Source organism: Vibrio breoganii (assembly GCF_001677275.1).
Lineage (GTDB): Bacteria > Pseudomonadota > Gammaproteobacteria > Enterobacterales > Vibrionaceae > Vibrio > Vibrio breoganii.
The window spans coordinates 1512016-1536987 of the sequence record NZ_CP016177.1 but is presented as its reverse complement, the minus strand read 5'-3'; the positions used below and the strand labels follow the sequence as shown (position 1 = coordinate 1536987).

At 45.5% G+C, this 24972-nt stretch carries 18 protein-coding genes; 12 read left to right on the top strand and 6 right to left on the bottom strand.

Annotated elements, in window-relative coordinates:
• Nucleotides 1-159 precede the first annotated feature (159 nt).
• Genes rsuA through A6E01_RS07160 form a run of 3 tightly spaced genes read left to right on the top strand, consistent with a single transcriptional unit; the run spans nt 160 to nt 2757 of the window.
• Nucleotides 160-858: a 16S rRNA pseudouridine(516) synthase RsuA gene (gene rsuA / locus A6E01_RS07170; protein ID WP_017030068.1), complete on the top strand. Its 699-nt coding sequence runs from the start codon at nt 160-162 to the stop codon at nt 856-858.
• Nucleotides 859-877: 19 nt separating this feature from the next.
• Entirely contained in the window at nt 878-2071 is a 1194-nt protein-coding gene (locus A6E01_RS07165; RefSeq protein ID WP_017030067.1) for a Bcr/CflA family multidrug efflux MFS transporter, read from the top strand.
• Nucleotides 2068-2757, top strand: coding sequence for a DUF2913 family protein (locus A6E01_RS07160; protein WP_065209934.1), 690 nt, complete (start codon nt 2068-2070; stop codon nt 2755-2757). The genes A6E01_RS07165 and A6E01_RS07160 overlap by 4 nt, the downstream gene beginning before the upstream one ends.
• A 383-nt stretch (nt 2758-3140) precedes the next feature.
• Here the strand turns inward: A6E01_RS07160 and A6E01_RS07155 are convergent, their stop codons facing one another.
• Complete coding sequence (locus A6E01_RS07155; protein WP_065209933.1) at nt 3141-4589, bottom strand: DUF2867 domain-containing protein; 1449 nt, start codon at nt 4587-4589, stop codon at nt 3141-3143.
• Nucleotides 4590-4756: 167 nt separating this feature from the next.
• On the opposite strand from A6E01_RS07155, the gene A6E01_RS07150 reads away from it, so the two are divergent.
• The 6 genes from A6E01_RS07150 to A6E01_RS07125 all read left to right on the top strand — a co-directional run bounded on the left by A6E01_RS07150 (nt 4757) and on the right by A6E01_RS07125 (nt 13804).
• Nucleotides 4757-5428 (top strand): ABC transporter ATP-binding protein, encoded by a 672-nt coding sequence (locus tag A6E01_RS07150; RefSeq protein WP_017030064.1) that lies wholly within the window; start codon nt 4757-4759, stop codon nt 5426-5428.
• The gene (locus A6E01_RS07145; RefSeq protein ID WP_065209932.1) at nt 5409-7862 is read left to right on the top strand and encodes an ABC transporter permease; all 2454 of its coding nucleotides are present in this window, start codon (nt 5409-5411) and stop codon (nt 7860-7862) included. Before A6E01_RS07150 ends, A6E01_RS07145 begins: the two co-directional genes overlap by 20 nt.
• A gap of 9 nt (nt 7863-7871) precedes the next feature.
• The gene (locus A6E01_RS07140; RefSeq protein WP_065209931.1) at nt 7872-8987 is read left to right on the top strand and encodes a lipocalin-like domain-containing protein; all 1116 of its coding nucleotides are present in this window, start codon (nt 7872-7874) and stop codon (nt 8985-8987) included.
• Between the two features lie 253 nt (nt 8988-9240).
• Nucleotides 9241-10425 (top strand): Na+/H+ antiporter NhaA, encoded by a 1185-nt coding sequence (gene nhaA / locus A6E01_RS07135; protein WP_065209930.1) that lies wholly within the window; start codon nt 9241-9243, stop codon nt 10423-10425.
• Between the two features lie 423 nt (nt 10426-10848).
• The gene (gene psrA / locus A6E01_RS07130; RefSeq protein ID WP_065209929.1) at nt 10849-11487 is read left to right on the top strand and encodes a TetR family transcriptional repressor PsrA; all 639 of its coding nucleotides are present in this window, start codon (nt 10849-10851) and stop codon (nt 11485-11487) included.
• A gap of 28 nt (nt 11488-11515) precedes the next feature.
• On the top strand, nt 11516-13804 hold the full coding sequence (locus A6E01_RS07125) for an acyl-CoA dehydrogenase (protein WP_065209928.1): 2289 nt from the start codon (nt 11516-11518) through the stop codon (nt 13802-13804).
• A gap of 71 nt (nt 13805-13875) precedes the next feature.
• On the opposite strand, the gene A6E01_RS07120 is transcribed toward A6E01_RS07125, so the two are convergent.
• Complete coding sequence (locus A6E01_RS07120; RefSeq protein ID WP_050988797.1) at nt 13876-14745, bottom strand: DUF3943 domain-containing protein; 870 nt, start codon at nt 14743-14745, stop codon at nt 13876-13878.
• A gap of 214 nt (nt 14746-14959) precedes the next feature.
• Here A6E01_RS07120 and A6E01_RS07115 point away from each other — a divergent pair, with 214 nt between their 5' ends.
• The gene (locus tag A6E01_RS07115; RefSeq protein WP_065209927.1) at nt 14960-16219 is read left to right on the top strand and encodes a molybdopterin-binding protein; all 1260 of its coding nucleotides are present in this window, start codon (nt 14960-14962) and stop codon (nt 16217-16219) included.
• 218 nt (nt 16220-16437) lie between these two features.
• Nucleotides 16438-16773: a hypothetical protein gene (locus A6E01_RS07110; protein ID WP_017030056.1), complete on the top strand. Its 336-nt coding sequence runs from the start codon at nt 16438-16440 to the stop codon at nt 16771-16773.
• A gap of 113 nt (nt 16774-16886) precedes the next feature.
• On the opposite strand, the gene yfaE is transcribed toward A6E01_RS07110, so the two are convergent.
• From yfaE to ubiG, 4 genes are all read right to left on the bottom strand, one after another.
• Nucleotides 16887-17168: a class I ribonucleotide reductase maintenance protein YfaE gene (gene yfaE / locus A6E01_RS07105; RefSeq protein ID WP_017030055.1), complete on the bottom strand. Its 282-nt coding sequence runs from the start codon at nt 17166-17168 to the stop codon at nt 16887-16889.
• 22 nt (nt 17169-17190) lie between these two features.
• Nucleotides 17191-18324, bottom strand: a complete 1134-nt coding sequence (gene nrdB, locus A6E01_RS07100; protein WP_017030054.1) for a class Ia ribonucleoside-diphosphate reductase subunit beta — start codon at nt 18322-18324, stop codon at nt 17191-17193.
• A 70-nt stretch (nt 18325-18394) separates the two neighbouring features.
• Nucleotides 18395-20677, bottom strand: coding sequence for a class 1a ribonucleoside-diphosphate reductase subunit alpha (gene nrdA, locus A6E01_RS07095; protein WP_065209926.1), 2283 nt, complete (start codon nt 20675-20677; stop codon nt 18395-18397).
• A gap of 480 nt (nt 20678-21157) precedes the next feature.
• Nucleotides 21158-21874, bottom strand: coding sequence for a bifunctional 2-polyprenyl-6-hydroxyphenol methylase/3-demethylubiquinol 3-O-methyltransferase UbiG (gene ubiG, locus A6E01_RS07090; RefSeq protein WP_065209925.1), 717 nt, complete (start codon nt 21872-21874; stop codon nt 21158-21160).
• Between the two features lie 285 nt (nt 21875-22159).
• Here ubiG and gyrA point away from each other — a divergent pair, with 285 nt between their 5' ends.
• The gene (gene gyrA / locus A6E01_RS07085; RefSeq protein ID WP_017030552.1) at nt 22160-24799 is read left to right on the top strand and encodes a DNA gyrase subunit A; all 2640 of its coding nucleotides are present in this window, start codon (nt 22160-22162) and stop codon (nt 24797-24799) included.
• Nucleotides 24800-24972: the final 173 nt, after the last annotated feature.

Sequence of the window (24972 nt, the reverse complement as noted above, 5' to 3'; positions counted from 1 at the left end):
GAATCATTCAAACCAGTTATACTATCCGACTTCCTTAAAAAGGAATATCCCCACTAGGCTTAACTTTTCTTCTTTTATTGGTATTCGTACCAAGGGTCGTAGATTCGCTATGACGCGGTAGGGCGATATTTCAAACCTTTTAAAAACTCCTAGGTTAAGATGCGTTTAGATAAGTATTTGTGTGATGGGTTGGGCATTAGCCGTAAAGACGCCACTAAGTTGATCAAAAGTGGTGATGTAACGGTTGATGACGCTGTAGTGAAATCTGGCTCAGTTAAAGTCAAAGACGGGCAAACCGTTGAATGGCAAGATCGTCCTATTGTGCTTCGAGGACCGCGTTACTTGATGATGAACAAGCCAGAGGGTGTGGTGTGTTCTCATGAAGATGGTTTCAATCACACGGTATTCGTTCTTATTGACGAGGTTCGCTATGAAGACTTGCACTTTGCAGGTCGCCTAGACGTGGACACTACCGGTTTGCTGCTGATTACCGATGATGGGCAATGGTCGCACCGTATTACTTCACCGAAACACAAATGTGATAAGACCTATCGAGTGTGGCTGGCAGATCCTGTGCAAGAACATTATCAGCAACAGATTTCCGAAGGCATACTACTTCGCAATGAGCGTGAGCCGACCTTGCCTGCGCAAATGGAAGTAGTGGATGAGAAAGAAGTACTGCTGACTATACACGAAGGTAAGTATCACCAAGTGAAGCGCATGTTTGCCGCGTTAGGTAACAAGGTTGTGGGGCTTCATAGAGAGCGCATCGGTGCTATCGAACTCGATGACACACTGGAGCTTGGCGAGTATCGCGATCTGACTCAACAAGAGATCGACTCCATCTTCAAAAAATAATCACTAGGATAAAAACACTATGACGAAACCATCAGCGACTCAGCTGAGTTTCATGATGTTTGTGCTATTAGGGGCGATCTCCGCATTAACCCCCCTTGCGATAGACATGTACCTGCCTGCAATGCCTGCGATTGCCGAAGACTTTGGTGTAATGCCAGGGGACGTGCAGATCACGCTAACTATATACACCTTAGGCTTTGCCGTGGGTCAGTTATTCTATGGCCCATTAGCCGATAGTATTGGTCGAAAGCCAGTATTGCTTGGTGGCGTAGGGCTGTTCTTAGTCGGCGCGATTGGCTGTACCTTTACTCATTCAGTTGAAATGCTGGTGTGGGTAAGACTACTGCAAGGCTTTGCGGGCGCGGCGGCTGCTGTAGTGATTCAAGCTGTGGTTAGGGACATGTTTGAGGCAGAAGATTTTGCTCGCACCATGTCATTTATTACCCTAGTGATGACCGTTGCCCCGCTGGTTGCTCCTCTGATTGGTGGCCACGTTTCTGTTATCGCAGGCTGGCGAGCGGTCTTTGGTATCCTAGCGGTGTTCTCTGTCATCATGCTGGTGGCGATTTATTACAAAATTCCAGAAACGTTGGCGAAAGAAAATCGGCAGCCTTTCCACCTACGGACCTCGTTACGAAACTACGCAGGCCTGCTTAGAAACCGCCAAGCGATGGGACTGGTTTTGTGTGGCGCGTTTTCATTCTCGGGCATGTTCGTGTTCTTAACCGCAGGTGCCTTTGTGTATATCGACATCTACGGCGTAGCGCCACAAGACTTCGGCTACTTATTTGGCCTGAATGTTTTAACCTTAGTGATGTTTACTACGCTAAATGGCAGGGTGGTGAAGAAGTACGGCTCAAACAAGATGATCATGTTTGGGCTGACAATTCAGCTACTGGCAGGGATAGGTCTGTTCATCTGTTGGGTGGCTGATCTTGGTTTGGTCTTTATCGTGCCTTGTGTGATGTTTTATGTGGGTACCATTTCCACTATTGGTAGTAATGGTATGGCGCTATTGCTAAATAAATACCCGAACATGGCCGGCACAACCTCATCCATTGCGGGTACCTTACGTTTTGGTATTGGCTCTTTAATGGGCTTTATTGTGGCTCATTTACCGGGCGATGAAAGTTGGCCAATGCTGACTATGATGGCGCTTTGCGCCGTGTTATCTATCGTAATCTATAAAGTGTACGGAGAATCTAAACAGTGAAAAGCTACGCAGAACAAATGCTTGAGTTAGTCGATGCAGCTTTGTTGGACATAGACCAACAGCATAAATCTGGAAAATTGGCGGATACGCCAGTAAGCAATACTAACTCTTTGCTGCGTTGGATTACCAAGAGCATCAAGGAAAAACGCTTTGCTACCTTAATGGCAAAAGACCTGATTGTGTGGCAGAAACAGGGCCGAAGTAAAGGAAGCAACACGGGGCTCTTTGCGCGCTTTCAAACCCTATCAGACTTCTATGGCATGTTCTTTGGTAAAGACGTACAAGTGAAGCCTGTGTTAGACAAGCAAATCGAACAGTTAATGGACGATATGGAAGGACTAGGTTGGAGCGTGACCAACGAGTATGACCTGACTGAATCTGCGAAAAGCCAGGTATTTACCGACGGTGAAAGCTCGTTTGTACTGTGTGCCGATCAATGTGAATCCTGCTTTGATGGTGGCGAAGAGCTCGTGCGCCCAATGAGCTTTTATGTTCGCGGCAACCACGCGCAATTCATTCAACAAGCACTGCGCTGTGGCATGATTCTTCACAAGCAGACAGATTATAAATCTAAGGTTAAATACCACGGTGAGTATTTGATCTACCCAAGCAACCAAGGCCCAATTCTTGCTGAAATCCCTCTTGGGTTTTCACTGGAAGAATACCAACCTAAAGCTGATAGCTGATAGCTGATAGCTGATAGCTTACCTCTTAATAACAAGTCATACTTTAGAGTATTCAGTCATGCCCGAGTGCTTTTCTGGGCCAGCACTCTGGTCGGGCATCTGTTTCTATAAAAGGTCCCCGATAAAAGCCCTCGGGGCCGACGGTTTGTTTGGCCCTTGGGGACGATGGTTTCTTTGCAACTGTTCTTTAATACCAACCCACAATCCAGTATCCGTACCAACCTTATTTGTGCATGAAGCTCAGACTGACTTGTAGCTTGTAGCTTGTAGCTTGTAGCTTGTAGCTTGTAGCTTGTAGCTTGGAGCTTGGAGCTTGGAGCTTGTAGCTTGTAGCTTGTAGCTTGTAGCTTGCAGCTTGTAGCTGACAGCTGACCGCTTTAAGCTTAGGACCTAGGACCTATTGCCTGCGATTTACGACAAATCGCCTTCACCATCCCCTTGAAAATAAACAGATGCGCTGGAAACATTGCATACCAGTAGAGCAGTCCAAAAAAGCCTTTTGGGTGCCACCAGGCTCTAACGTCTAATTCTCTGTGATCGCCATGGTCAACAATGGTACATTCCAAGCGTCCGAGTCCGGGACCTTTCATGCCAAACAGCAGTGAAAGAAACTGGTTTTCTTCAATACGAATCACCTTCCAAGAATCTATCTTGTCACCGACCTTTAAGGTTGGGCCTTCAGGCACTCGCCGTTTAGGACGGCCGCCCCCGACAAACAGATCTAACCATTCTCGAGTGCGCCACAAGATATTGGCAAAGAAGTAACCTTCCTCTGGGCTCCCTAATTTTTTCACCACGTTCCATAGGTCCTGAGAGCTCTCTAAAGTGGTGATGCTAGCGCCTGCTTGCTTCGGGAAGTAGCCATAGCCGGGTTGCCATCGTTTTAGAGCTGCAGGATCGAATCCCCATACTTTACCGCGAGCAAACTCATCTTCGTGGCTGAGTGTATCGGTGATCATCTCTTGGTACGACAGAAGGGTCTGAGGAAAGCGAGTGCGTATTGCTTGAGAGTCTGCAACGAAATCATGACTTAGGCCCGAGAGTAATGCGCGCCCAATGTTGCTGGGTACAGAAGTCACCAAACCTAGCCATACTGAGGCCATACCCGGAGTTAGTAGGGGAGTGGCAAATAGGCGGTATCGATTGTTGGTGGCTTTACATAAATGCTTAAACTGCTCTCGATAGCTTAGGGTGTCTGGGCCACCTACCTCATAAAACTCACTCTTGGTTGGGGTTTCATTGACCAAAGACAGGAGATAATGGTTAAGGTTTTGCAGTGCGATGGGGTTGGCTCGCGAATCTACCCACTTTGGCGTAATGAGCACGGGTAGGTTGTAGACAAAATCGCGCATGATCTCGAAGGCGGCGGAACCAGGCCCGATAATAACCCCTGCGCGAAGCTCGATAATCGGCACTTGGGTTTGGCGTAAAATGTTGCCTGTTTCTCGACGCGCTTTAAGGTGCTCAGAGTCACCCGTTTGAGGCTGCAAAGAACTTAGGTAGATGACCTGACCAATAGGGTTCTGGTTGAGTGCATCGGCAAAGTGATGAGCCAGTGACAACTCATAGTCAAGAAAGTCATGGCCATGGTTCATGCCATGCACTAAGAAGAACACTAAATCGTAATCGTTAACCACATCCAACGTCTGCTGTTTATTGGCTAAATCTAGCTCTTCAAACGTGAGATCAGGGTGGCTGGCAATCCGACTTTTCAACAGTGTAGGGTTTCGAGCACTAGCAGTAACTTGGTGTCCCTTTTCCAGCAACAGTGGTACAAGTTGTGAGCCTACATAGCCAGACGCGCCAACCACCAATACCTTTTTTGAGTTCATCCTGATTCCTGCTTGGTTCTATCCTATAGATAAGAGTATACTATTTGCAGAAAACCCTCACTTTTTCATGATCTTGCTGAAAAATACATCATATTTTTCAAAAGACACCTCTCATTATCGAGATTGAATATTTAGGTGAGCTTAAGATGGGTAAAAGGTAACCATTAATGTTGAAACTGGTAAGTGTTAGCAAAGGATTTGTTGACGGTGGAGAATTTCACCCGGTATTACAGGGTGCTGATCTAACGATTGGCAGAGGTGAGCAAATAGCACTTATGGGAGAATCTGGCGCAGGTAAGAGTACACTTCTGAACCTGATCGCGGGCCTAGATAAAGTCGATTCTGGCGAAATCTGGTTTGACGATTACGACATGCATAATTTCAAAGAGAATAATCGTACTCGCTATCGTCGCAATCACATTGGTCATGTTTTTCAACAATATAACCTTTTAACCACACTTAACGTTGCCGACAATATTCGCTTTTGTCGCCAGTTGAAGGGCCTACCTGAAAACAGCCAATTGTGGCGTCAGATACTAGCTACCTTAGACCTAATGCCTCTGTTAGGCCGATATCCAGAAGAGTTATCTGGTGGACAGCAACAACGTGCCGCTATCGCTCGAGCCTTGTATATGGAACCGTCGATTCTTTTGGCAGATGAGCCAACGGGTAGCCTAGATGAAAAGAATGCAGAAGCGGTGATGCGCTTGTTCTCTTCATTGACCAAAGAATTTAACTGCACCTTACTGCTGGTGACACACAGTGAGAAAGTCGCAGCCTATATGGAAAAGACCGCGCGTCTGCAAGGAGGGCAACTGCATGTTATGGCCCATAGCTAAAGCGCTACTCGGTCATTACAAGCGGCACCCATTGCAGATGATCTTAGTCTGGCTGGGGCTGTCCCTTGGTATATCGGTATTGGTGGGTGTTTTAGCCATTAACCAACATGCCAAGCTCTCCTATACACACGGTGAACGCCTTTTCTCAAACCCTTTGCCTTACCGTATTCAATCTAAGAGTAATTCTAATACCATCCCTCAGGGCTTCTATGTCCAGATGCGTCGTGAAGGGTTCAATCAATGTATTCCGTTTGATATTTACCGCACCCGAACCGATGAGGGGAGCGAAGTTCAATTACTAGGCATCGACGCTTTGGCAACCGCTGAGGTGTTTTTCCGCTCGGATATTCTAGAAAACCCAATACTCAAAATGATGCAGCCCCCTTATCCTGTGTTGGTGAATCACACCTACATGAAGTACATGGGATGGGAAGAGGGTCAACGCCTTAAGTTGCATGATGGTAAAGAGCTAGGCCCTCTTGTGGTGGATAACCAAAAGTTAGTTAAGGGCTCTAACCTTATCGTTGATATGGCGGTTACTCGTAATCTAAGAAGAGGCACAGGCTTTTCCTTGATTGGCTGCGGAAATATGAGCCAAGAAAAGCTGGATAAGATTCGCGGTATGCTCCCTGAGGGTATGAGCTTGCGTAAAAATACTCGCGCTGAATTGGTCTCCTTAACTGAAGCCTTCCACCTCAATCTCACTGCAATGGGAATGCTGTCATTCTTAATTGGTTTGTTTATCTTTTATCAAGCCATGTCGCTGTCGTTCATTCAAAGACAAACCGTTGTTGGCGTATTGCGCCAAATAGGCGTTTCCGGCGGGCAGCTGGTTGCCGCTTTGTGTTTAGAGTTGGTGATTCTGGTAGTGGTGAGTTGGCTTTCGGGTAATGTCTTAGGCTTAGTGCTCGCCAATCAATTACTGCCTGCTGTATCTATGAGTATTGGCGCTATTTATAACGCAAGCATCGATCTTGTGATCAATTGGAGCTGGACATGGAGCCTTAAGAGTTTAGGTATGGCGATCTTGGGGGTATTACTCTCTTGTACTTGGCCTTTAGTCCGTTTGATACGCTCACAGCCAATTCGTCTGACGGCTCGTTTATCTTTGGTTCGTTTTGCGGGAAAAGAATTTTTCTGGCAAGCGGTACTGTCTGCTGTTTGTCTCTTTGCCGCCGTATTTATTCTTCAGTTTGGTGAAGGGGTTTATGCTGGGTTTAGCATTCTTGCCTTTATGCTGGTGGGCGTTGCTTTAGTGGTTCCGTATGTCATCTTTGAGCTATTCACCTATCTTTCCTATCGATTACGCTGGGTGAGAGCACGTTGGTTCTTTGCCGATGCTGCGGCCTCTATGAGTTACCGTGGTGTGGCGTTAATGGCCTTTATGTTAGCGATAACCGCGAACGTCGGCGTTGAAACCATGGTGGGAAGCTTTAGAGAAACCACGGATAAGTGGCTATCTCAGCGCCTAGCGGCGGATGTGTATATTCATCCTACGGTCAATGCTGCCCCTAGAATGACCGCTTGGCTTGAAAAACAGCCAGAAGTGAAAGAAGTTTGGCAGCGCTGGGAAACGGAACTGGTGACCCTTGATAGCAACATTAATCTTGTCAGTACTGGTAATAGTGCTGGAGAGAAAAGTTCGCTCTCTGAGAAGGTCACCATTCCAGATTATTGGCATCACTTACATCATTCTCGTAGCGTGATGATCAGTGAGTCTATGTCTCTGAAACGAAACATTAGAGTCGGAGATTACATTTCACTGCCTGCCCCTGTGGGTCAGCAATGGCGTGTGGTGGGGGTCTACTATGATTATGGAAACCCCTATGATCAGGTCTTGTTGTCGGAAAACAGCTGGCGCTTGTTACTGCCAGGACAAGGAAGCATTGGGCTTGGGGTCGTGCTCAACGATAAGTCCAAAGCCGATAGCCTGACCTCGAAATTGATCTCTATCTATCGAACGCCGGCAGAGCGGGTGGTCAATAACAATACCATTCACGAGCAGGCGCTGAAGATCTTTGACAGAACCTTTGGCATTACCGATACCTTAGGCAACCTAACCTTGATTGTCGCCGTCTTTGGTATCTTCTTCGCGACTCTTGCCGGCGAGGCATCGAGATTGCGCAATGTTGCCTTGCTTCGCTGTCTTGGGGTCTCAGGAAAAGAACTGGTGTTTGTTGGCGGGGCACAACTGTTCGCCTTCGGCTTAGTGTCGTCATGTGTGGCTATTCCCCTTGGCATGGCGCTCGCGAGTAATGTTGTTGAACTTATTTTGAAGAAAACCTTTGGTTGGAGTATGCAGTTGCATGTGGTTCCGTGGGATTATTTAGGTACATTGGCACTCACTGTTGGAGCCTTAATGTTGGCGGGAGCCATACCTGTATTGCAAGTGATTCGTCGTACACCGATGAAGTCGCTGCGTGATGCGTTATAGAGCGAAAGAATGCAAATAACCTTTAATAAACGTCTATTGTTGATAATCACTATTCTTGTGACACTTTCTATTGGTGCGGGGATAGTGATTTATAAACTTTGGAGCGCTGAGCAGCAGCCTCTGCTGACCATAGAAGATCTTGAGAGTGAGGTTGATGATACCTTTGAGCCGGTATTGCCTGGTCCTAGAATTAATTTCCCCAACGATTTTCGAATACATCCTAAGTTTCAGCATGAAGTGTGGCGATACATTGCCATGCTTAATGACGACCAAGGCAATGAATACCTAGTGCAGTGGTTTTTATTTCGAATCTCTATGTCTGAAGACGAGGGAACAGGCTGGGAGTCTCCACAAATTTATACCTCTCAAGCCATTGTCACCACACCAGATCAAGTGTTTCGTGACCAACGATTTGCAAGAGGTGGGATAGGCTTGGTCGGTATGCGCCAGCGTCCATACCAGCTTTCAATTGATAATTGGACTCTGCGCTCTTTCTCCGGCTTTCCAATGCCGGGTCGGCTGTCCATTTCATCAGATCAGTTTGATATTAATCTAGCCAATAGCTTGGATACGCCTTATATCCCGCTGGGAGAAAGTGGCTATCAGGTAACACACGAGCTGATGTCGAGGGCACTCTATGGTTACGCGGCGCCTTACGTTAAGAGCTCAGGTACACTGACTATAGGCAATCAAGCGATAGAGGTGTCCGGTATGGCGGTGTTTAACCAGGTATGGGGAACGGACATCATTGGTGAGGATCAAAAAGGCTATAACCAGTTTATGTTTAGGCTCCAAGATGGAAGAGTGCTGTCTGTGACGAAAACTCGTCATCATGGAGATATAGACGCCTATCACTATGGCAACATTTACACACCCGATGGCGGTCACGTGGCACTTAAGCATGATGATATCGAGATCCACGCTATTGGTTCTAGCACCTTAAGTAACGGCAAGACCCTGCCTTTGCAATGGGTGGTGAATGTGCCTGAGTATAATATTTTTCTGACAGCTAAGACGTCGCGTCTTGAGCAGTGGGCAAATCTTTCTATACCGTCATGGTCAGGTCGAATTGAAGCCTCCGGCAGTATCAATGCCTCAGGTTACCTACAACTGATCGGCTACTGACTTATTGGTCTACGCTATATAGGCTAGGCTGTGTTGCCCGGGGGGATGTTAGACTAAATTCATTTTGTATTATTTTAGTATCTCAGAGGCTTTTTTTTGCCTTTTATTATGGTTCAACTATAGGCATTCTACTTATTAGTTCGTATATTCCGAAGTGTTTGGTTTGAACAATCGAATTTTGTTTTGAGTAACAATAGGTAGACTAGCTGCCACTTAGTTGTGTGATTTCAATCACAAATGTATGGGTTTAAATATGAGTCAAATGCTAAAAGATTTTTTTAAGATGGAATCAGCCGGAGGCATCATCCTTGTTATCGCAGCTGCGCTAGCGATGATTGTGGCGAACTCTCCTCTTAACGAAGCTTATCAAGGCGCTCTTCATTCTTACGTGTTAGGCATGTCTGTTGAACATTGGGTAAACGACGGTCTAATGGCGCTATTCTTCCTACTCATTGGTTTGGAAGTAAAACGTGAACTCCTAGAAGGAGCTCTAAAGTCTCGTGAAACAGCTATCTTCCCCGCTATTGCAGCGGTAGGTGGTATGGTTGCACCTGCTTTAGTATACGTACTGTTTAACATGGGCAATGCTGATGCACTCGCGGGTTGGGCTATTCCAGCCGCTACAGATATCGCCTTTGCTCTAGGTATCATGGCACTACTTGGTAAACGTGTACCAGTAAGCCTAAAGGTTTTCCTACTAGCGCTGGCTATTATTGATGACCTTGGTGTTGTTGTTATTATCGCTCTGTTCTACAGCAGTGATCTTTCTACATCAGCTTTGGCTGTCGGTTTTGCGATGACAGCTTTGCTGTTCTTCATGAACCACAAGAAAGTGACTCCATTGAAATGGTATCTATTAGTGGGCGCGATTCTTTGGTTCGCGGTGCTTAAGTCTGGCGTACACGCTACACTAGCAGGTGTTGTAATTGGTTTTGCTATCCCTCTAAAAGGTAAGAAGGGCGAGCACTCTCCACTGAAGCATTTGGAGCATGCACTGCACCCATGGTCTTCGTTCATGATTCTACCTATCTTTGCTTTTGCAAATGCAGGTGTATCACTAGAAGGTATCTCGTTCTCGACCTTAGGCTCAGCTCTACCTATGGGTATAGCACTTGGCCTTCTTATTGGTAAGCCACTGGGTATCTTCAGCTTCAGCTGGTTAGCGGTTAAAGCGGGCGTTGCTAAGCTTCCAGCGGGTATCGACTTCCGCCATATCTTCGCAGTATCCGTGTTGTGTGGTATCGGCTTTACCATGTCGATGTTTATTGCATCACTGGCCTTTACTGGTGCTAATGCTGACTTCAACACACACGCACGATTGGGCATCCTGATGGGCTCAACTCTAGCGGCTGTGATTGGTTACTTCTTGCTGAGCGTATCGCTCCCAAAGAAGGCAGAGGCTGAGAACGAAGCTTCAACAGTGGAAGCTCAGTCTTAATAGTAAGAATTGACGATTAGAAAGGGAGAGCTGAAAAGCTCTCCCTTTTTTTATGGGTAAAATTTGGACAAAAAAAAGCCCAATCAAATCGGACTGGGCTTATACAAAACATAGGAGTCAAAAGAAATAACAGTGGTCGTAATCAACAGTAAAAAATCGAATTCATTCAAAGCTAATTCATACTGCTCTGTTGCTTACATAATATAAGACTGGGACTCACTGAAAGAGTTCAATTAAATTTCTATTTTTCTTGTGATCCTTCCTGACTATTTGCCTAGATTTCTTAACGCACTGTTTTTAAATAACTAAATTCCTATCGGGTTGCTTAAAATGTGATCTGGTCAGATCTCTTTTGTTTTTGTTGTTGCTTTCATGTTGCGCTCTTGTTAAATTCAAACAAGTGTTTAATACGGGTGATTGAATATGGGCGCAAGATTGGGAACAAAACAAAAGATCATAGAGGTCGCCGAGTCTTTGTTTGCAGAGAAAGGCTTTAAAGACACGTCTTTGCGCGCCATAACCAGCCAAGCCAATGTCAATCTTGCCTCGGTGAACTATCACTTTGGGGATAAGAAAACGCTGATCAGAGCGGTACTCGATCGATATTTAGAAGAGTTTATGCCGCAGCTTGAACGTGAACTTGAGTCCATAGACTTGCGTACGAATGTTTCTACGAACGTTTCAATGACAGACGTTTTCTATGCACTAAAGGCCCCATTAACCAATCTAGATAAAGAATTTGATAGGGGAGCGAGTCGCTTCTTACTGCTTGTAGGCAGAGGCTATAGCGATGTGCAAGGTCATCTTAGATGGTTCATCACAACGCGTTATGGACACGTGCTCGATAGGTTCACTCAGGCTGTTATTCAAGCGAATCCAAATCTAGACAAAGAAACATTATTTTGGCGATTGCATTTTACCTTGGGGACCTGTGTTTTCACTATGGCCTCAAGCGAAGCGCTATTAGAGATCGCCAACAGTGAGTTTGAAGTAAATACCGATGTTGAAGCTATGTTCGATCAAATCGTTCCGTTTTTAGCCTCGGGTATGTGTGCAGATTAAGATTAACCATTAAGGGAAGGGGAAGGTTATGACTTCATATAGAAGGAAATGGGTTAGTGACCCAGCATTTAAGATGTTCAAGAAAGTATTGCCGCCACTGTCAGACACTGAGAGAGAGGCAATGGAAGCGGGTAGTGTTTGGTGGGAAGGAGACCTTTTTTCCGGCTCGCCAGATTGGGAGAAACTGCACGCTTACCCTGAACCTACCTTAACCGCTGAAGAGCAAAGCTTTGTCGATAACCAAGTCGAGATACTCTTGGATATGATTGATGACTATCAAGTGGTCAAAAAGGACAGAGACCTTCCTGAGGAAGTGTGGAACTACCTAAAAAAAGAGCGATTCTTCTCTTTAATCATCTCTAAGGAATATGGCGGGCGAGCATTCTCTTCCCTTGCAAACTCTACCATAGTGACCAAGATTGCTTCGCGAAGCTTAAGTGCTGCGGTGACGGTAATGGTGCCTAACTCCCTAGGCCCTGGTGAGCTGTTGTCACACTATGGTACTGATGAACAGAAAAACTATTGGCTTCCTCGATTAGCCGATGGTCAAGACATCCCATGTTTTGCATTAACAGGCCCAGAAGCAGGCTCCGATGCGGGTGCGATCCCTGATAGTGGTCATGTGTGTTATGGAGAGCATAATGGTGAGACCGTATTAGGCATCGAGCTAAGTTGGAATAAGCGATACATCACTCTCGCTCCCGTCGCTACGGTACTAGGCTTAGCGTTTAAACTTCAAGACCCTGAAAATCTATTAGGCAAGGGCACAGACCTTGGCATTACCTGTGCGCTCATTCCAACCTCACATCCTGGGGTGGAAAACGGTGAAAGGCACGACCCTCTAGGGCTTGCGTTCATGAACGGGCCGACTCGTGGTGAGAAGGTATTCATTCCAATTGACTGGCTCATTGGCGGCGCCGACTACGCCGGTAAAGGCTGGCGTATGCTGGTTGAATGTCTATCAGCAGGTCGAGGCATTTCATTGCCCGCACTTGGCGCAGCAGTGGGGCATCTAACAGCGAAAACCACGGGTGCCTATTCGTTGGTTCGCAAACAATTTGGTTTGTCTATTGGTCGCTTTGAAGGCGTGGCAGAGAGCCTAGGTCGAATAGGCGGGCTAACGTATCTATTAGAAGCAAGTCGCACCTTAACTACTACAGCACTTGATAGCGGAGAGAAACCAGGCATTGTGACAGCAATTGCTAAGTATCACATGACCGAGATGGCGCGTACTATTCTTGATGACTCTATGGATATCCATTCGGGACGCGCTATTCAACAAGGCCCAATGAACTACTTATCTCACCATTACTACGGTATTCCGGTGGCGATAACGGTAGAGGGCGCCAATATCCTAACTCGTAACTTGATGATCTTTGGACAAGGGGCAACGCGTTGCCACCCTTATGTATTAAGCGAGATGGAATTGGCCTCAGAGGCGGATACAGATAAGGCTGCGGGTAAATTTGATACCTTACTGTTTAAGCACATTACCCATGCGACTAAGAACAGCTTAGGCGCTCTGGGGGCTGCCCTAACTGGCTCTCACCTTATATCTTCACCAGTGAGCGGCAAAACAAAAGGCTACTATAAGCACATGACGAGATTGAGCCGTGCGCTTGCGGTGAGCTCTGACTTTGCCATGCTGACGTTGGGTGGAGACCTTAAACGCAAAGAGCTGATCTCAGCGCGCTTGGGTGATCTGTTGAGCTATCTATATCTTGCTTCAGCGGCGCTGAAGAAATATCACGACGAAGGCGAGCAAGAAAAAGATCTCGCATTTGTTCAGTATGCCGTAGAGCACTGCTTGCACAATGGTGCGAAAGCTCTGCAACAGGCGTATGACAACTTCCCTGTAGGTTGGGCAAAATACGCGATGAAGGCGTTGGTGTTCCCGATCGGCAATCATTTCCAACCACCAAGTGATGCGGTGACACTAAAAGTGGCGCAGCTGTTGATGGAGCAGGGTGAGCATAGAGAGCGTTTAACCAAGCTTTGTTATGTGAGTGATAAGGAAGACGACGCCGTTGGTATCATGGAAAGAGCGTTTGATGCCATGTTGTCTGTTGCTCCTATTGAGAAAAAGGTGACCAAGGCGATTCGTGATGGACGCATTGACAAGAAACAACCTCTGCAGCAGAAACTTAGCTTAGCGAAAGAGCTGGGGATCTTGTCTCAAGAAGAGGTCAATAAGGTGCTTGAAGCGGATAAGTTACGCTACCGTGCTATCCAAGTGGATCACTTTAGCCATGACTTTGAGGAAGTGCGTACCGAAAGACCACAGGGCATTCGCCCAGTAAACGATGATGCTGCGTAACTCTAAGTCGTAGTAGAAAAAGCAGTAAAAAAAATCGCGCCTAGGCGCGATTTTTTCGTTTGAACTTTAGGTTAGAATTTTAAACTGACCTGCATACCAATGAACTGCCTGTCATAAGGTGCACCAGCATCTAACGCAAATACAGCCGCATCTTGATAACCAAACCATGGGTTGGTCACAAAACTTGCTTCTGTGTCTCCACCCCAGGCATCCGTTATCCAGTAGTGAATCTTGCCCACAGGGTTTAAGAAAAACAGAGAGATACCCCCCATGGTTTCTGAGCCCCAAACACGACCGCCACTGGCCAAGATTTCCTGCTCGCCTTGCAACATGAGTTCACCAACCACAGCACCAAAAACGGGTGTTACAAAAAGGTCCTGCCATGATGGTACTTCTGCAAATGCCTCTACACCGTACTCCCAAAAGAAAGTAGACATAGTGAAGGAGTAGGCAAATGATTCGAACTCATTAAATCCTGCGTGCCTTGCCGCGGTGTAATAAACACCACCGAAGTAAGGGTGCATAATATAGTTTAGAACGTGTTCGTCTCGGTCCCATACTGGGCCTGCTTTTACATTCTCTACCCACTTATCGCCCAATTTACTCAGGTCTCTATCATCGTCTTCCCATTTGGTGATGCTTTCAGGAAGAAGAGTCATAAGGCCTACCGTCGCGACACTCAAACCTAAAATGGTGTAGGTTTGTTCTGCAAGGTAATCCCAGTCTCGACCATCAGAGATAGTGAGGTACATAGGAGTTTTGGCAGCGTCTAACTCTAGATCAGGCTCATGATCATCTAATGATAAGGCTGAGTAATTCACCGATTTATTGGCACAATATTGATATGAGTTCTCACAGTTTGGGACATATGAAAACTCAATATGTTTACTTGTGTCATACTCAGCAACAGCGGTAGTGCTAAAAAGGCCTAACAACGACATGGCAATTTTTTTAAACTGCACTAGATGCTCCCATGCAAAATTTTTAGATCCATTTCACAATTATCTATTATTTTATGGCTAAATAAAACAGTGACTTACGATTATTACATTTTTGTTTTACGGCACGGCGTAAACACTACGAAGTGTAGTTAACTTTTTGTTAACCTAACACTATTTTATTTTAAATTCCTATCTGCAATTAAAGACATAGATTATGACTCAAGAAAAAAAAGATGAGGCACGCGCAGTGCAAACGCCTCGAATCGCAATGCTTAGTACCGGTGAAGAAGTGCTGTTTGGTGACATAGTCGATACCAATGCCAGTTGGTTGTCTGCATTTTTATTTGAACGTGGTTTTCAAATGACGACTCGCACCACGGTCGGAGACTCGCTACAAGCCATCTCTGAGGGAATATCCACTCTAGCTGATAATCATGACATCGTTATCGTGAACGGAGGTCTTGGGCCAACCAGTGATGATTTGACCGCTGAAGCTGCTGCCTTATGTGCCGGCGTAGAGTTAGAGCTTTATAGCGAGTGGGTTGAGCGTTTAGAACTTATGTATCAGCAGTGGCAAAGACCTATGCCTTCGTCGAATATCAAGCAAGCTATGCTGCCTAAGGGCAGTGCGATTCTAGATAACCCTAGAGGCACAGCTTGTGGCTTTATGGTGCGTATTCATGGTGCTCTCTGCTATTTCACGCCAGGGGTTCCTCACGAATTTAAGACCATGGTGGCAGGGGAGATCCTCCCTAACATTCAGCAAAACTTCTCTTCAGTAAGCCAGAAACAGGTTCATCGCATCTATACATTCGGCTTATCAGAATCTGGCATTGCCAATCAGATTGAAGCCCTAGACTTGCCCGTTGGCGTGTCGCTAGGGTATCGCTCGGCATTACCTTTTATTGAAGTGAAGATTTTCTACAGTGACACCAATAAACAGATCAGTGAGTTTATTGCGAGTGTCGAGCAAGAACTGTCATTAAATACGCTCTCGGTAAACCAAGAAGTTCGTGACTTTACGATGTCATTGATGAAAGAGCAGGGCATTGGACTTAATGTGTTTGATTATGCAACCCAAGGATATTTTCATCATTGGGTGTCAGACGCTTCCCTTAAGTACCATGTCGATATCAACTCGGTGAACATTTCCACGTTATTGAGTGATTCTGAGCCTGGTGATTATTTAAACAAAATTGATGGCTTGTATGAGCGATTTTTACTCGAAAGATCAGGCAGTAACGCGCTAATGATAACGAATACAGAGTCAGGTGGCGTGCAATTTATATTGGAGACGCAGGATAAGATCCTATCCCAATCCGTTGTATTTAAAAGAGATTACAGTTTCAAGGCGCGGAATATAGTGATTTCTGCTATCGCTATCGATATGCTACGCCGTCACTTAAAGGATGAAGAGATGTTTGTAGACTACGGAAGTGTGACCAGAGTCGCGTCCAGCATAACGATTTTGTGATCTTTTCGACATTTTTCATGAACAGGCATGACCAGCACTTTTAGCCCTTTGATTACAATATAACCTTTTGTTCTAAAGGCTAAGTGGTTGTAAATTATGATAATATCTAGGTGTTTCTAATTCAGAATAATTCACTACTTCTCTACGGTGCAACGAGGTTTATAATGGTGGCTCGCTCTTGAAAAAGGGTTGGCTCACTAACGGCTAGGGAGGATGTTATGCAAAACCAATCAAGGATTGAGATCTGGTACAAAGTAGGCACGGATCAGGTGTTGCTCGGAGAGGTTGATCACTCAGATCAAATCAATTTGCTGGCTATGTGGCGAAGCGTCTCTATTCTCAACCGTGCAAATCTCAATAATCGAGTTCAACAAACCGCGAACTATAGACTCAAATTGTTTGACGATGATGGACATTTAATGGGCAGCAAAGATGTCAGTGAAAACGATGCTGAGACTGTACTAGGAAACAATCACTGGATGGTACGTCAAAGTCGCAATCGCTTTAGCAACTCAGAGGCTCCGTATACTTGGGTACCAGTTGTGGCCGGTTGATTATCTTGAAGTGTTAAAAGCTCAAATATAAAAAGGCCCCAAACATGCGAATGTTTGGGGCCTTTTACTGTCCAGGGACTGTCCAGGAACTGTTCAGAGAACTGTTCTGCTATCTAAGACGCTGAACGTATGTCGTTATGAACATTAACATCTTCAAGCTTAAGATCTGATTTTGCGCGGCAAATGCAGGGCAGGATTTCATCTTCTTTTAAGTAAGCCATGGCAAAGCCGATGTATTCAACTTCTCCAGAGCTTATCTTGCAGCGACAGGCTCCACAATGACCATCTCTACAGTTAAATTCAGGCTTTAACCCCGACATCTCCATTGATTCTAGCAGTGTCGTATTTTTAGAATTAACTAATTGGGTAACCTTGTTAATTGTAACCTTGTGCATCGCTTAAGCCTGACTCTCTTGGTTAAAGTTCGAAATCTTCAAAGTCGTCCGCAGACACTTCGTTGTCGATCTGACCCACAAGATAAGAGCTGATTTCAGCTTCTTGTGGTGCAACTTGAACGTTGTCTGACGATAACCAAGCATTGATCCATGGGATAGGGTTGTTTGTAGCTTCAGGGTAAGCTGTCTCCAAACCAACCGCGTTCATGCGAATGTTAGTGATGTATTCTACGTATTGGCACAGGATATCCTTGTTAAGACCGATCATAGAGCCGTCTTTGAATAGGTATTCTGCCCACTCTTTTTCTTGCTCTGCCGCTTCTTTAAACAGGTCAAAACACTCCTGTTTGCACTCTTCAGCAATCTGCATGAAGCTAAAGTCATCTTGGCCGTTACGTAGCAAGTTGATCATATGCTGCGTACCAGAAAGGTGAAGGGCTTCATCACGTGCAATCAACTTGATGATCTTCGCGTTACCTTCCATAAGCTCGCGCTCAGCGAAGGCGAATGAACAGGCAAAGCTCACGTAGAAACGAATGGCTTCTAGGGCGTTAACTGACATTAGACATACGTAAAGCTTTTTCTTCAATGTATGAAGGTTTACATCTACGATTTCGCCTTTGATTTCATGCTTGCCTTCGCCGTAGCGATGGTAGTCATTAGTCGCTTGAATAAGGTCGTCGTAGTAGTGTGCAATGTCTTTTGCGCGCTTTAGGATGTGCTCATTTTCAACGATGTCGTCAAATACAGTGGCAGGATCATTCACGATATTTCGGATGATGTGCGTGTATGAACGTGAGTGAATCGTTTCTGAGAATGACCACGTTTCAATCCAAGTCTCTACTTCTGGGAGAGAGACTAGTGGCAGTAGCGCTACGTTCGGGCTACGACCTTGAATCGAATCAAGCAGTGTTTGGTACTTCAGGTTACTGATGAAGATATGTTTTTCGTGGTCAGGAAGCTTGTTGTAGTCGATACGGTCGCTTGATACGTCCACTTCTTCTGGGCGCCAGAAAAACGACAGTTGCTTTTCGATTAGCTTCTCGAAGATCTCGAATTTTTGTTGATCATAGCGAGCAACGTTAACCGGCTGTCCCAAAAACATAGGTTCTTTAAGCTGGTCATTTTTGTTTTGAGTAAAAGTACTATAGGTCATCTCAACCTCAATTATTCCATAAGTTAAACAGCAAAGTAGGGGCGAATGCACACCCCTTCAGCTTAAAAAATTAAATCTTACAACCGCCGCCTGCGCAGTCGTCTTCTTGCTCAACAACCACATCTTTCTGGTCGTCTTTCGCACCATCACGTGTGTTGTGATAGTACAGGGTTTTAACGCCCATCTTATACGCGTTAAGTAGGTCACGAAGCAATAGCTTCATTGGTACCTTGCCACTCTCATACTTGTTAGGGTCATAGTTAGTGTTTGCAGAGATAGATTGGTCTACAAACTTCTGCATGATGCCTACAAGGTTTAGGTAACCATCGTTGTTTGGGATATCCCAAAGTAGCTCATAGTTATCTTTGTATTGTGCAAATTCAGGTACTACTTGCTTCAGGATGCCATCTTTAGATGCCTTAACTGAAACGTAACCGCGTGGTGGCTCAATACCATTGGTTGCGTTAGAGATCTGAGAAGAGGTCTCAGATGGCATAAGGGCCGTCAATGTTGAGTTGCGCAGACCGTATTGTTTAATCTCTTTACGCAATGTTTCCCAGTCGTAGTGAAGTGGCTCTTCACAAGTCTTGTCTAGAGTGCGCTTATAGGTATCGATTGGTAGGATACCTTGAGCGTACGTCGTTTCATGGAATGAAGGACATGCGCCTTGCTCTTTAGCCAGTCCTACCGAAGCTTTAAGTAGGTGGTACTGAATGGCTTCAAACGTACGGTGTGTTAGCGCATTACCTGAACCATCAGAGTACTTAGCGCCGTTTTTCGCAAGGTAGTAAGCGTAGTTAATGACGCCCACACCTAAAGTACGGCGATTCATTGTTGAAACACGAGCTGCAGGTAGCGGGTAGTCTTGGTAATCAAGCAGCGCATCAAGTGCACGAACCACAAGCTCAGAAAGCTCAGCAAGGTCGTCTAGTTCATTGATAGCACCTAGGTTAAACGCAGACAGCGTACACAACGCTATCTCGCCAGTCTCGTCATCGACGTTAGAAAGAGGCTTAGTCGGTAGTGCAATCTCAAGACATAGGTTCGACTGACGTACTGGCGCAACCTTAGAGTCAAACGGGCTGTGCGTATTACAGTGGTCAACGTTTTGAATGTAGATACGGCCAGTAGACGCGCGCTCTTGCATCAAGATGCTGAACAACTCAATCGCCTTAACTTGCTCTTGTTTGATGCTAGGGTCACCCTCGTACTGAGTGTACAAACGCTCAAACTCATCTTGGTCTTCGAAGAAGGCATCGTAAAGACCTGGAACATCCGAAGGTGAGAATAGGGTGATGTTGCCGCCTTCAATTAAGCGTTGGTACATCAGTTTGTTTAGCTGAACGCCGTAGTCCATGTGACGAACACGGTTTTCTTCAACGCCGCGGTTGTTCTTAAGAACCATTAGGTTTTGAACTTCACCGTGCCACAATGGGTAGAAAACCGTTGCTGCACCACCACGTACACCGCCCTGAGAACAACATTTAACCGCTGTTTGGAAGTATTTGTAAAATGGGATACAACCTGTGTGGAACGCTTCACCATTACGGATTTCTGAGCCTAGTGCGCGAATGCGACCCGCATTGATGCCGATACCAGCACGTTGAGAAACGTAGCGCACGATTGAGCTTGCTGTTGCGTTGATAGAGTCAAGGCTATCGCCACACTCAATTAACACACATGAGCTGAACTGGCGAGTAGGGGTACGTACACCGGACATGATTGGCGTAGGTAGCGAGATCTTGAACATAGATACGGCGTCATAGAAGCGACGGATGTAATCTAGACGAGTTTCTCTTGGGTATTTAGAGAACAGGCATGCAGAAACCAGCATATATAGGAACTGCGCACTCTCATAGATCTCTTTGGTTACGCGGTTTTGTACGAAGTACTTGCCCTCAAGCTGTTTTACAGCGGCGTAAGAGAAGTTGAGATCACGTCTGTGGTCGATGAAAGAATCCATGAGTTCAAATTCTTCTCGAGAGTAATCTTCAAGCAAGTGCTTGTCGTATTTACCCGCATCAACCATTTTAGAAACTTGGTCAAATAACGTCGGTGGCTCGTATTGGCCGTACGCTTTTTTACGTAGATGGAACACAGATAGGCGTGCCGCAAGGAACTGATAATCAGGGGTCTCTTCAGAGATCAGATCGGCAGCAGCTTTGATGATGGTTTCATGGATATCTGAGGTGGTGATCCCGTCATAGAACTGAATCTGTGATTTCAGCTCGACCTGAGAAACAGAGACATTATCTAGGCCTTCTGCAGCCCAAGTGATCACGCGGTGGATCTTTTCTAGATCTATCGCTTCTTTGCGTCCGTGACGCTTTGTGACGGTAAGTTTTTGATTCATTCTGTTAGATATCCATAACATCAATGGTTAAAGCCACATTTTTTAACTTTTGCAGAAAAATATTGACGGCTTTGTGATCCATATCTACCTCTTTCGTGAGATAGAAACACTACATATAGGGGTGTTCCCTTTAACGACTTACAAGATAGTGCGGTTGGGGGGAGTTTTCAAGTTTAAGCGTAATAATCTTCTGTGGATAAACGGTGTATGGAATTTTCTCTGTTAGCGTTCACTTACTTATGAGTTTATAGAGAAATTGGCTTGGGGTTTTGCACAGCTTGTGGGTGACTTAAAATCAAACAAGGCAAAAAAAAATTTACTTGATCTTTATCAAAGAAATGGATCGATTTGTGCTGAAAAAATGCTCCGCTTAAACAGGGAGCAACTTGCTTAAAAACTGAATGAAAGTCGGATTAGTTCTACCCAAAATGCTCTCCGTTTAATCAAGTTTCAAACCAGAGAGCAAATGAGAGAAAAGTACTACGCTTTGTCGACTTTTTGGGTGTGAACAATGTAATTAATATCTACATTGCGTCCCAATGAATAGGAATCAAACAGAGGGTTGTAGTTAAGGCCAGTGATGCCCTTTTCTTGAAGTGGTGTGGCATCCACCATTTTTATCAGCTCAGAAGGCTTTAAAAACTTGTTGTAGTCGTGTGTGCCTTGCGGAAGCAACTTCAATACCTTTTCAGCACCAACAATCGCGAACAAATAAGATTTAAGATTGCGATTAAGGGTCGAGAAGAAGACGTGACCACCGGGTTTCACTAAAGCGGCACAGGAAGTAATCACCGATTGTGGGTCTGGTACGTGTTCTATCATCTCCATACAGGTGACAACGTCGTATTGCCCTGCATGAGTGGTGGCGTGTTCTTCTACCGTCATACGGATGTAGTCAAGCTTTGCGCCTGTCTCTAATGCATGAAGCCTAGCAACTTCCAGTGGCTCACGCCCCATATCAAGACCTGTGACGTGTGCACCCTCAAGGGCCATGCTTTCGGCAAGAATGCCGCCACCGCAACCCACATCTAGGGCTTTTTTGCCAAACAGACCACCAATAGAGTCCTGAACGTACTGCAATCGAAGGGGATTAATTTGATGCAGCGGTTTGAATTCTCCCTCTTTGTCCCACCAACGAGACGCCATATCGGCAAATTTTTTGATCTCGGCAGGATCGACGTTTTTTCCTTGTTCCATAGTCACTACGCTTTTTGAAATTTTCTACATTATAACCCCAACTATTCATGGAATGCATTTCCGTTAATGCCGATGAGATGTCTGTAGCTATCTACAGGGCGAACTGATTGTTTTTTAAACCATAATTAATGAATAGTTTAAATTATGTCCATCTAGGCAAGAACGCACATCACACAGGGGGGATCTGATAGTGAAAGTAATGCAGAATCCTCGAAAATTGTGTTATATTTTTTTATTCTTATAGGAATCGAAAAGACGATCTAATAATAGAGGGATAATGGCTCTATGAGCGATCTAGCGAAAGAGATCACACCGGTAAATATTGAAGACGAGCTTCGAGGCTCGTACCTTGACTACGCGATGTCCGTCATCGTGGGTCGTGCACTGCCTGATGTTCGAGATGGCTTGAAACCTGTACACAGACGCGTTTTGTTCGCGATGAATGTATTGGGTAACGATTGGAACAAGCCTTACAAAAAATCAGCGCGTGTCGTTGGTGATGTAATCGGTAAATATCACCCACACGGTGACAGCGCGGTTTATGACACCATCGTTCGTATGGCGCAGCCTTTTGCATTGCGTTACATGCTAGCGGATGGCCAGGGTAACTTTGGTTCTATCGATGGTGACTCTGCAGCGGCAATGCGTTACACCGAAGTACGTATGTCTAAAATTGCTCATGAGCTGCTAGCAGACCTTGAGAAAGAGACAGTCGATTACGTACCGAACTACGATGGTACAGAACAAATTCCTGCAGTACTGCCAACTCGCGTGCCTAACCTTTTGGTGAATGGTTCGTCGGGTATCGCAGTGGGCATGGCGACAAACATTCCACCTCATAACCTAACCGAGGTTATTGATGGCTGTCTGGCGTTTATCAAAGATGAAGACATCACTATTGAACAGTTGATGGATTTCATTCCTGGTCCAGACTTCCCAACAGCGGCGACGATAAGTGGCCGTAAGGGTATTATTGACGCTTATAATACGGGTCGCGGTAAGGTTTACATGCGTGCTAAAGCTAATATCGAAGCTGATAGCAAGGGCAAAGAAACCATCATCGTTACTGAGATCCCATATCAAGTTAACAAGGCTCGTCTAATCGAAAAGATTGCTGAGCTGGTAAAAGACAAGAAAGTAGAAGGCATCAGTGCGCTTCGTGATGAGTCTGATAAAGACGGCATGCGTATCGTTATTGAATGTAAGCGTGATGCAGTGGGTGAGGTTGTTCTGAATAACCTTTACGCACATACACAGCTGCAAACAACTTTCGGCATCAACATGGTTGCTCTTGATAAAGGCCAGCCAAAACACTTCAATCTTAAAGAGATGCTGAAGGCGTTTGTTGATCACCGTCGTGAAGTAGTAACACGTCGTACTATTTTCGAACTGCGTAAAGCACGTGACCGCGCTCATATCCTTGAAGGCCTTGCACTCGCACTGGCTAACATTGATGAGATCATTGAGCTTATCCGTAAAGCGTCGACGCCTTCTGAAGCAAAAGCGGGCCTAGTGGCTCGTGGCTGGGACCTAGGTCTTGTTTCCACCATGTTAGAGCGCGCTGGTACTGATGCTGCGCGTCCTGAGTGGTTAGAAGAACAATTTGGTATCCGCGACGGTCAGTACTTCCTGACTGAGCAACAAGCACAAGCCATTCTAGATCTTCGTCTACAAAAGCTAACCGGTCTTGAGCACGAGAAGATCCTAGACGAATACAAAGAGCTACTAGACGAAATCGCAGAGCTAATGCACATTCTTGCAAGCACTGAACGTTTGATGGAAGTGATTGTAGAAGAGCTAGAAGCGATTCGTGAAGGCTACGGCGATGAGCGTCGTACTGAGATCACTGCTGCTATCCATGACATCGACATGGAAGAGCTTATCGCTCAAGAAGATGTAGTAGTGACCCTATCTCACGAAGGCTACGTGAAATACCAAATCCTAAGCGATTACGAAGCACAGCGTCGTGGTGGCCGTGGTAAGAGTGCAACCAAGATGAAAGACGAAGATTATATCGAGCGTCTTCTAGTGGCGAATACCCACGATAACATCTTATGTTTCTCCACTCGCGGTAAGACTTATCGCTTGAAGGTGTACCAATTGCCATTGGCAAGCCGTACCGCTCGTGGTAAGCCAATCGTGAATATCTTACCGTTGGAAGAGGGTGAGCGTATCACTGCTATTCTTCCTGTCTCTGAGTTCAGTGAAGATAAGTTCATCTTCATGGCAACCGCAGATGGTACGGTTAAGAAAACCTCGCTAGACCAATTCTCTAACGTACGTAGCAATGGCTTGATTGCCGTTAACCTACGTGACGAAGATTCTTTGATTGGTGTAGACATTACTGACGGCGATAGCGACATCATGTTGTTCTCGAAATCAGGTAAGGTTGTTCGCTTTAACGAATCACAAGTTCGTGGCATGGGTCGTACAGCAGCTGGTGTACGTGGTATCAAGCTGATTAACAGTGACCAAGTGGTTTCTTTGATTGTTCCTCATAACGAAGGCGACATTCTAACCATTACTGAAAATGGCTATGGTAAGCGTACGATTATTTCTGAGTACCCAGCGAAGAGCCGTGCAACTCAAGGTGTTGTTTCTATTAAGGTTTCTGAGCGTAACGGCAGCGTTGTCGGTGCAGTTCAAACCGAAGAAGGCGACGAGTTCATGGTTATCACAGACGGTGGCACACTGGTAAGAAGCCGTGTATCCGAAGTGAGCCAAGTAGGACGTAACACCCAAGGTGTTACCTTGATCCGTACTATGGAAGGTGAGAATGTAGTGGCGCTGCAGCGCATCGATGAAATCGAGGAAGCAGAGCTAGTTGAAGAAGATGCAGAGGGCGTTTCGTCTGAAACCGCTGAATCTTCAGAAGCGACAGAAACACCAACAGACTCTAACGATTCTGAAGCTAGCGAAGAATAACGTTTTCTTTGGTTAGCATAAAAACCGAGCTTAGATAGCTCGGTTTTTTTATACCTGTCGTATACAGGTGGAGTCTTTTCAGATCTTTGAGTGTTTATTTGAAAAATTGATGCAGGTCAAAGGCTTGAAAAGATGTCATTTAACCCAATATAGAACCTATAGTTACTGATCCT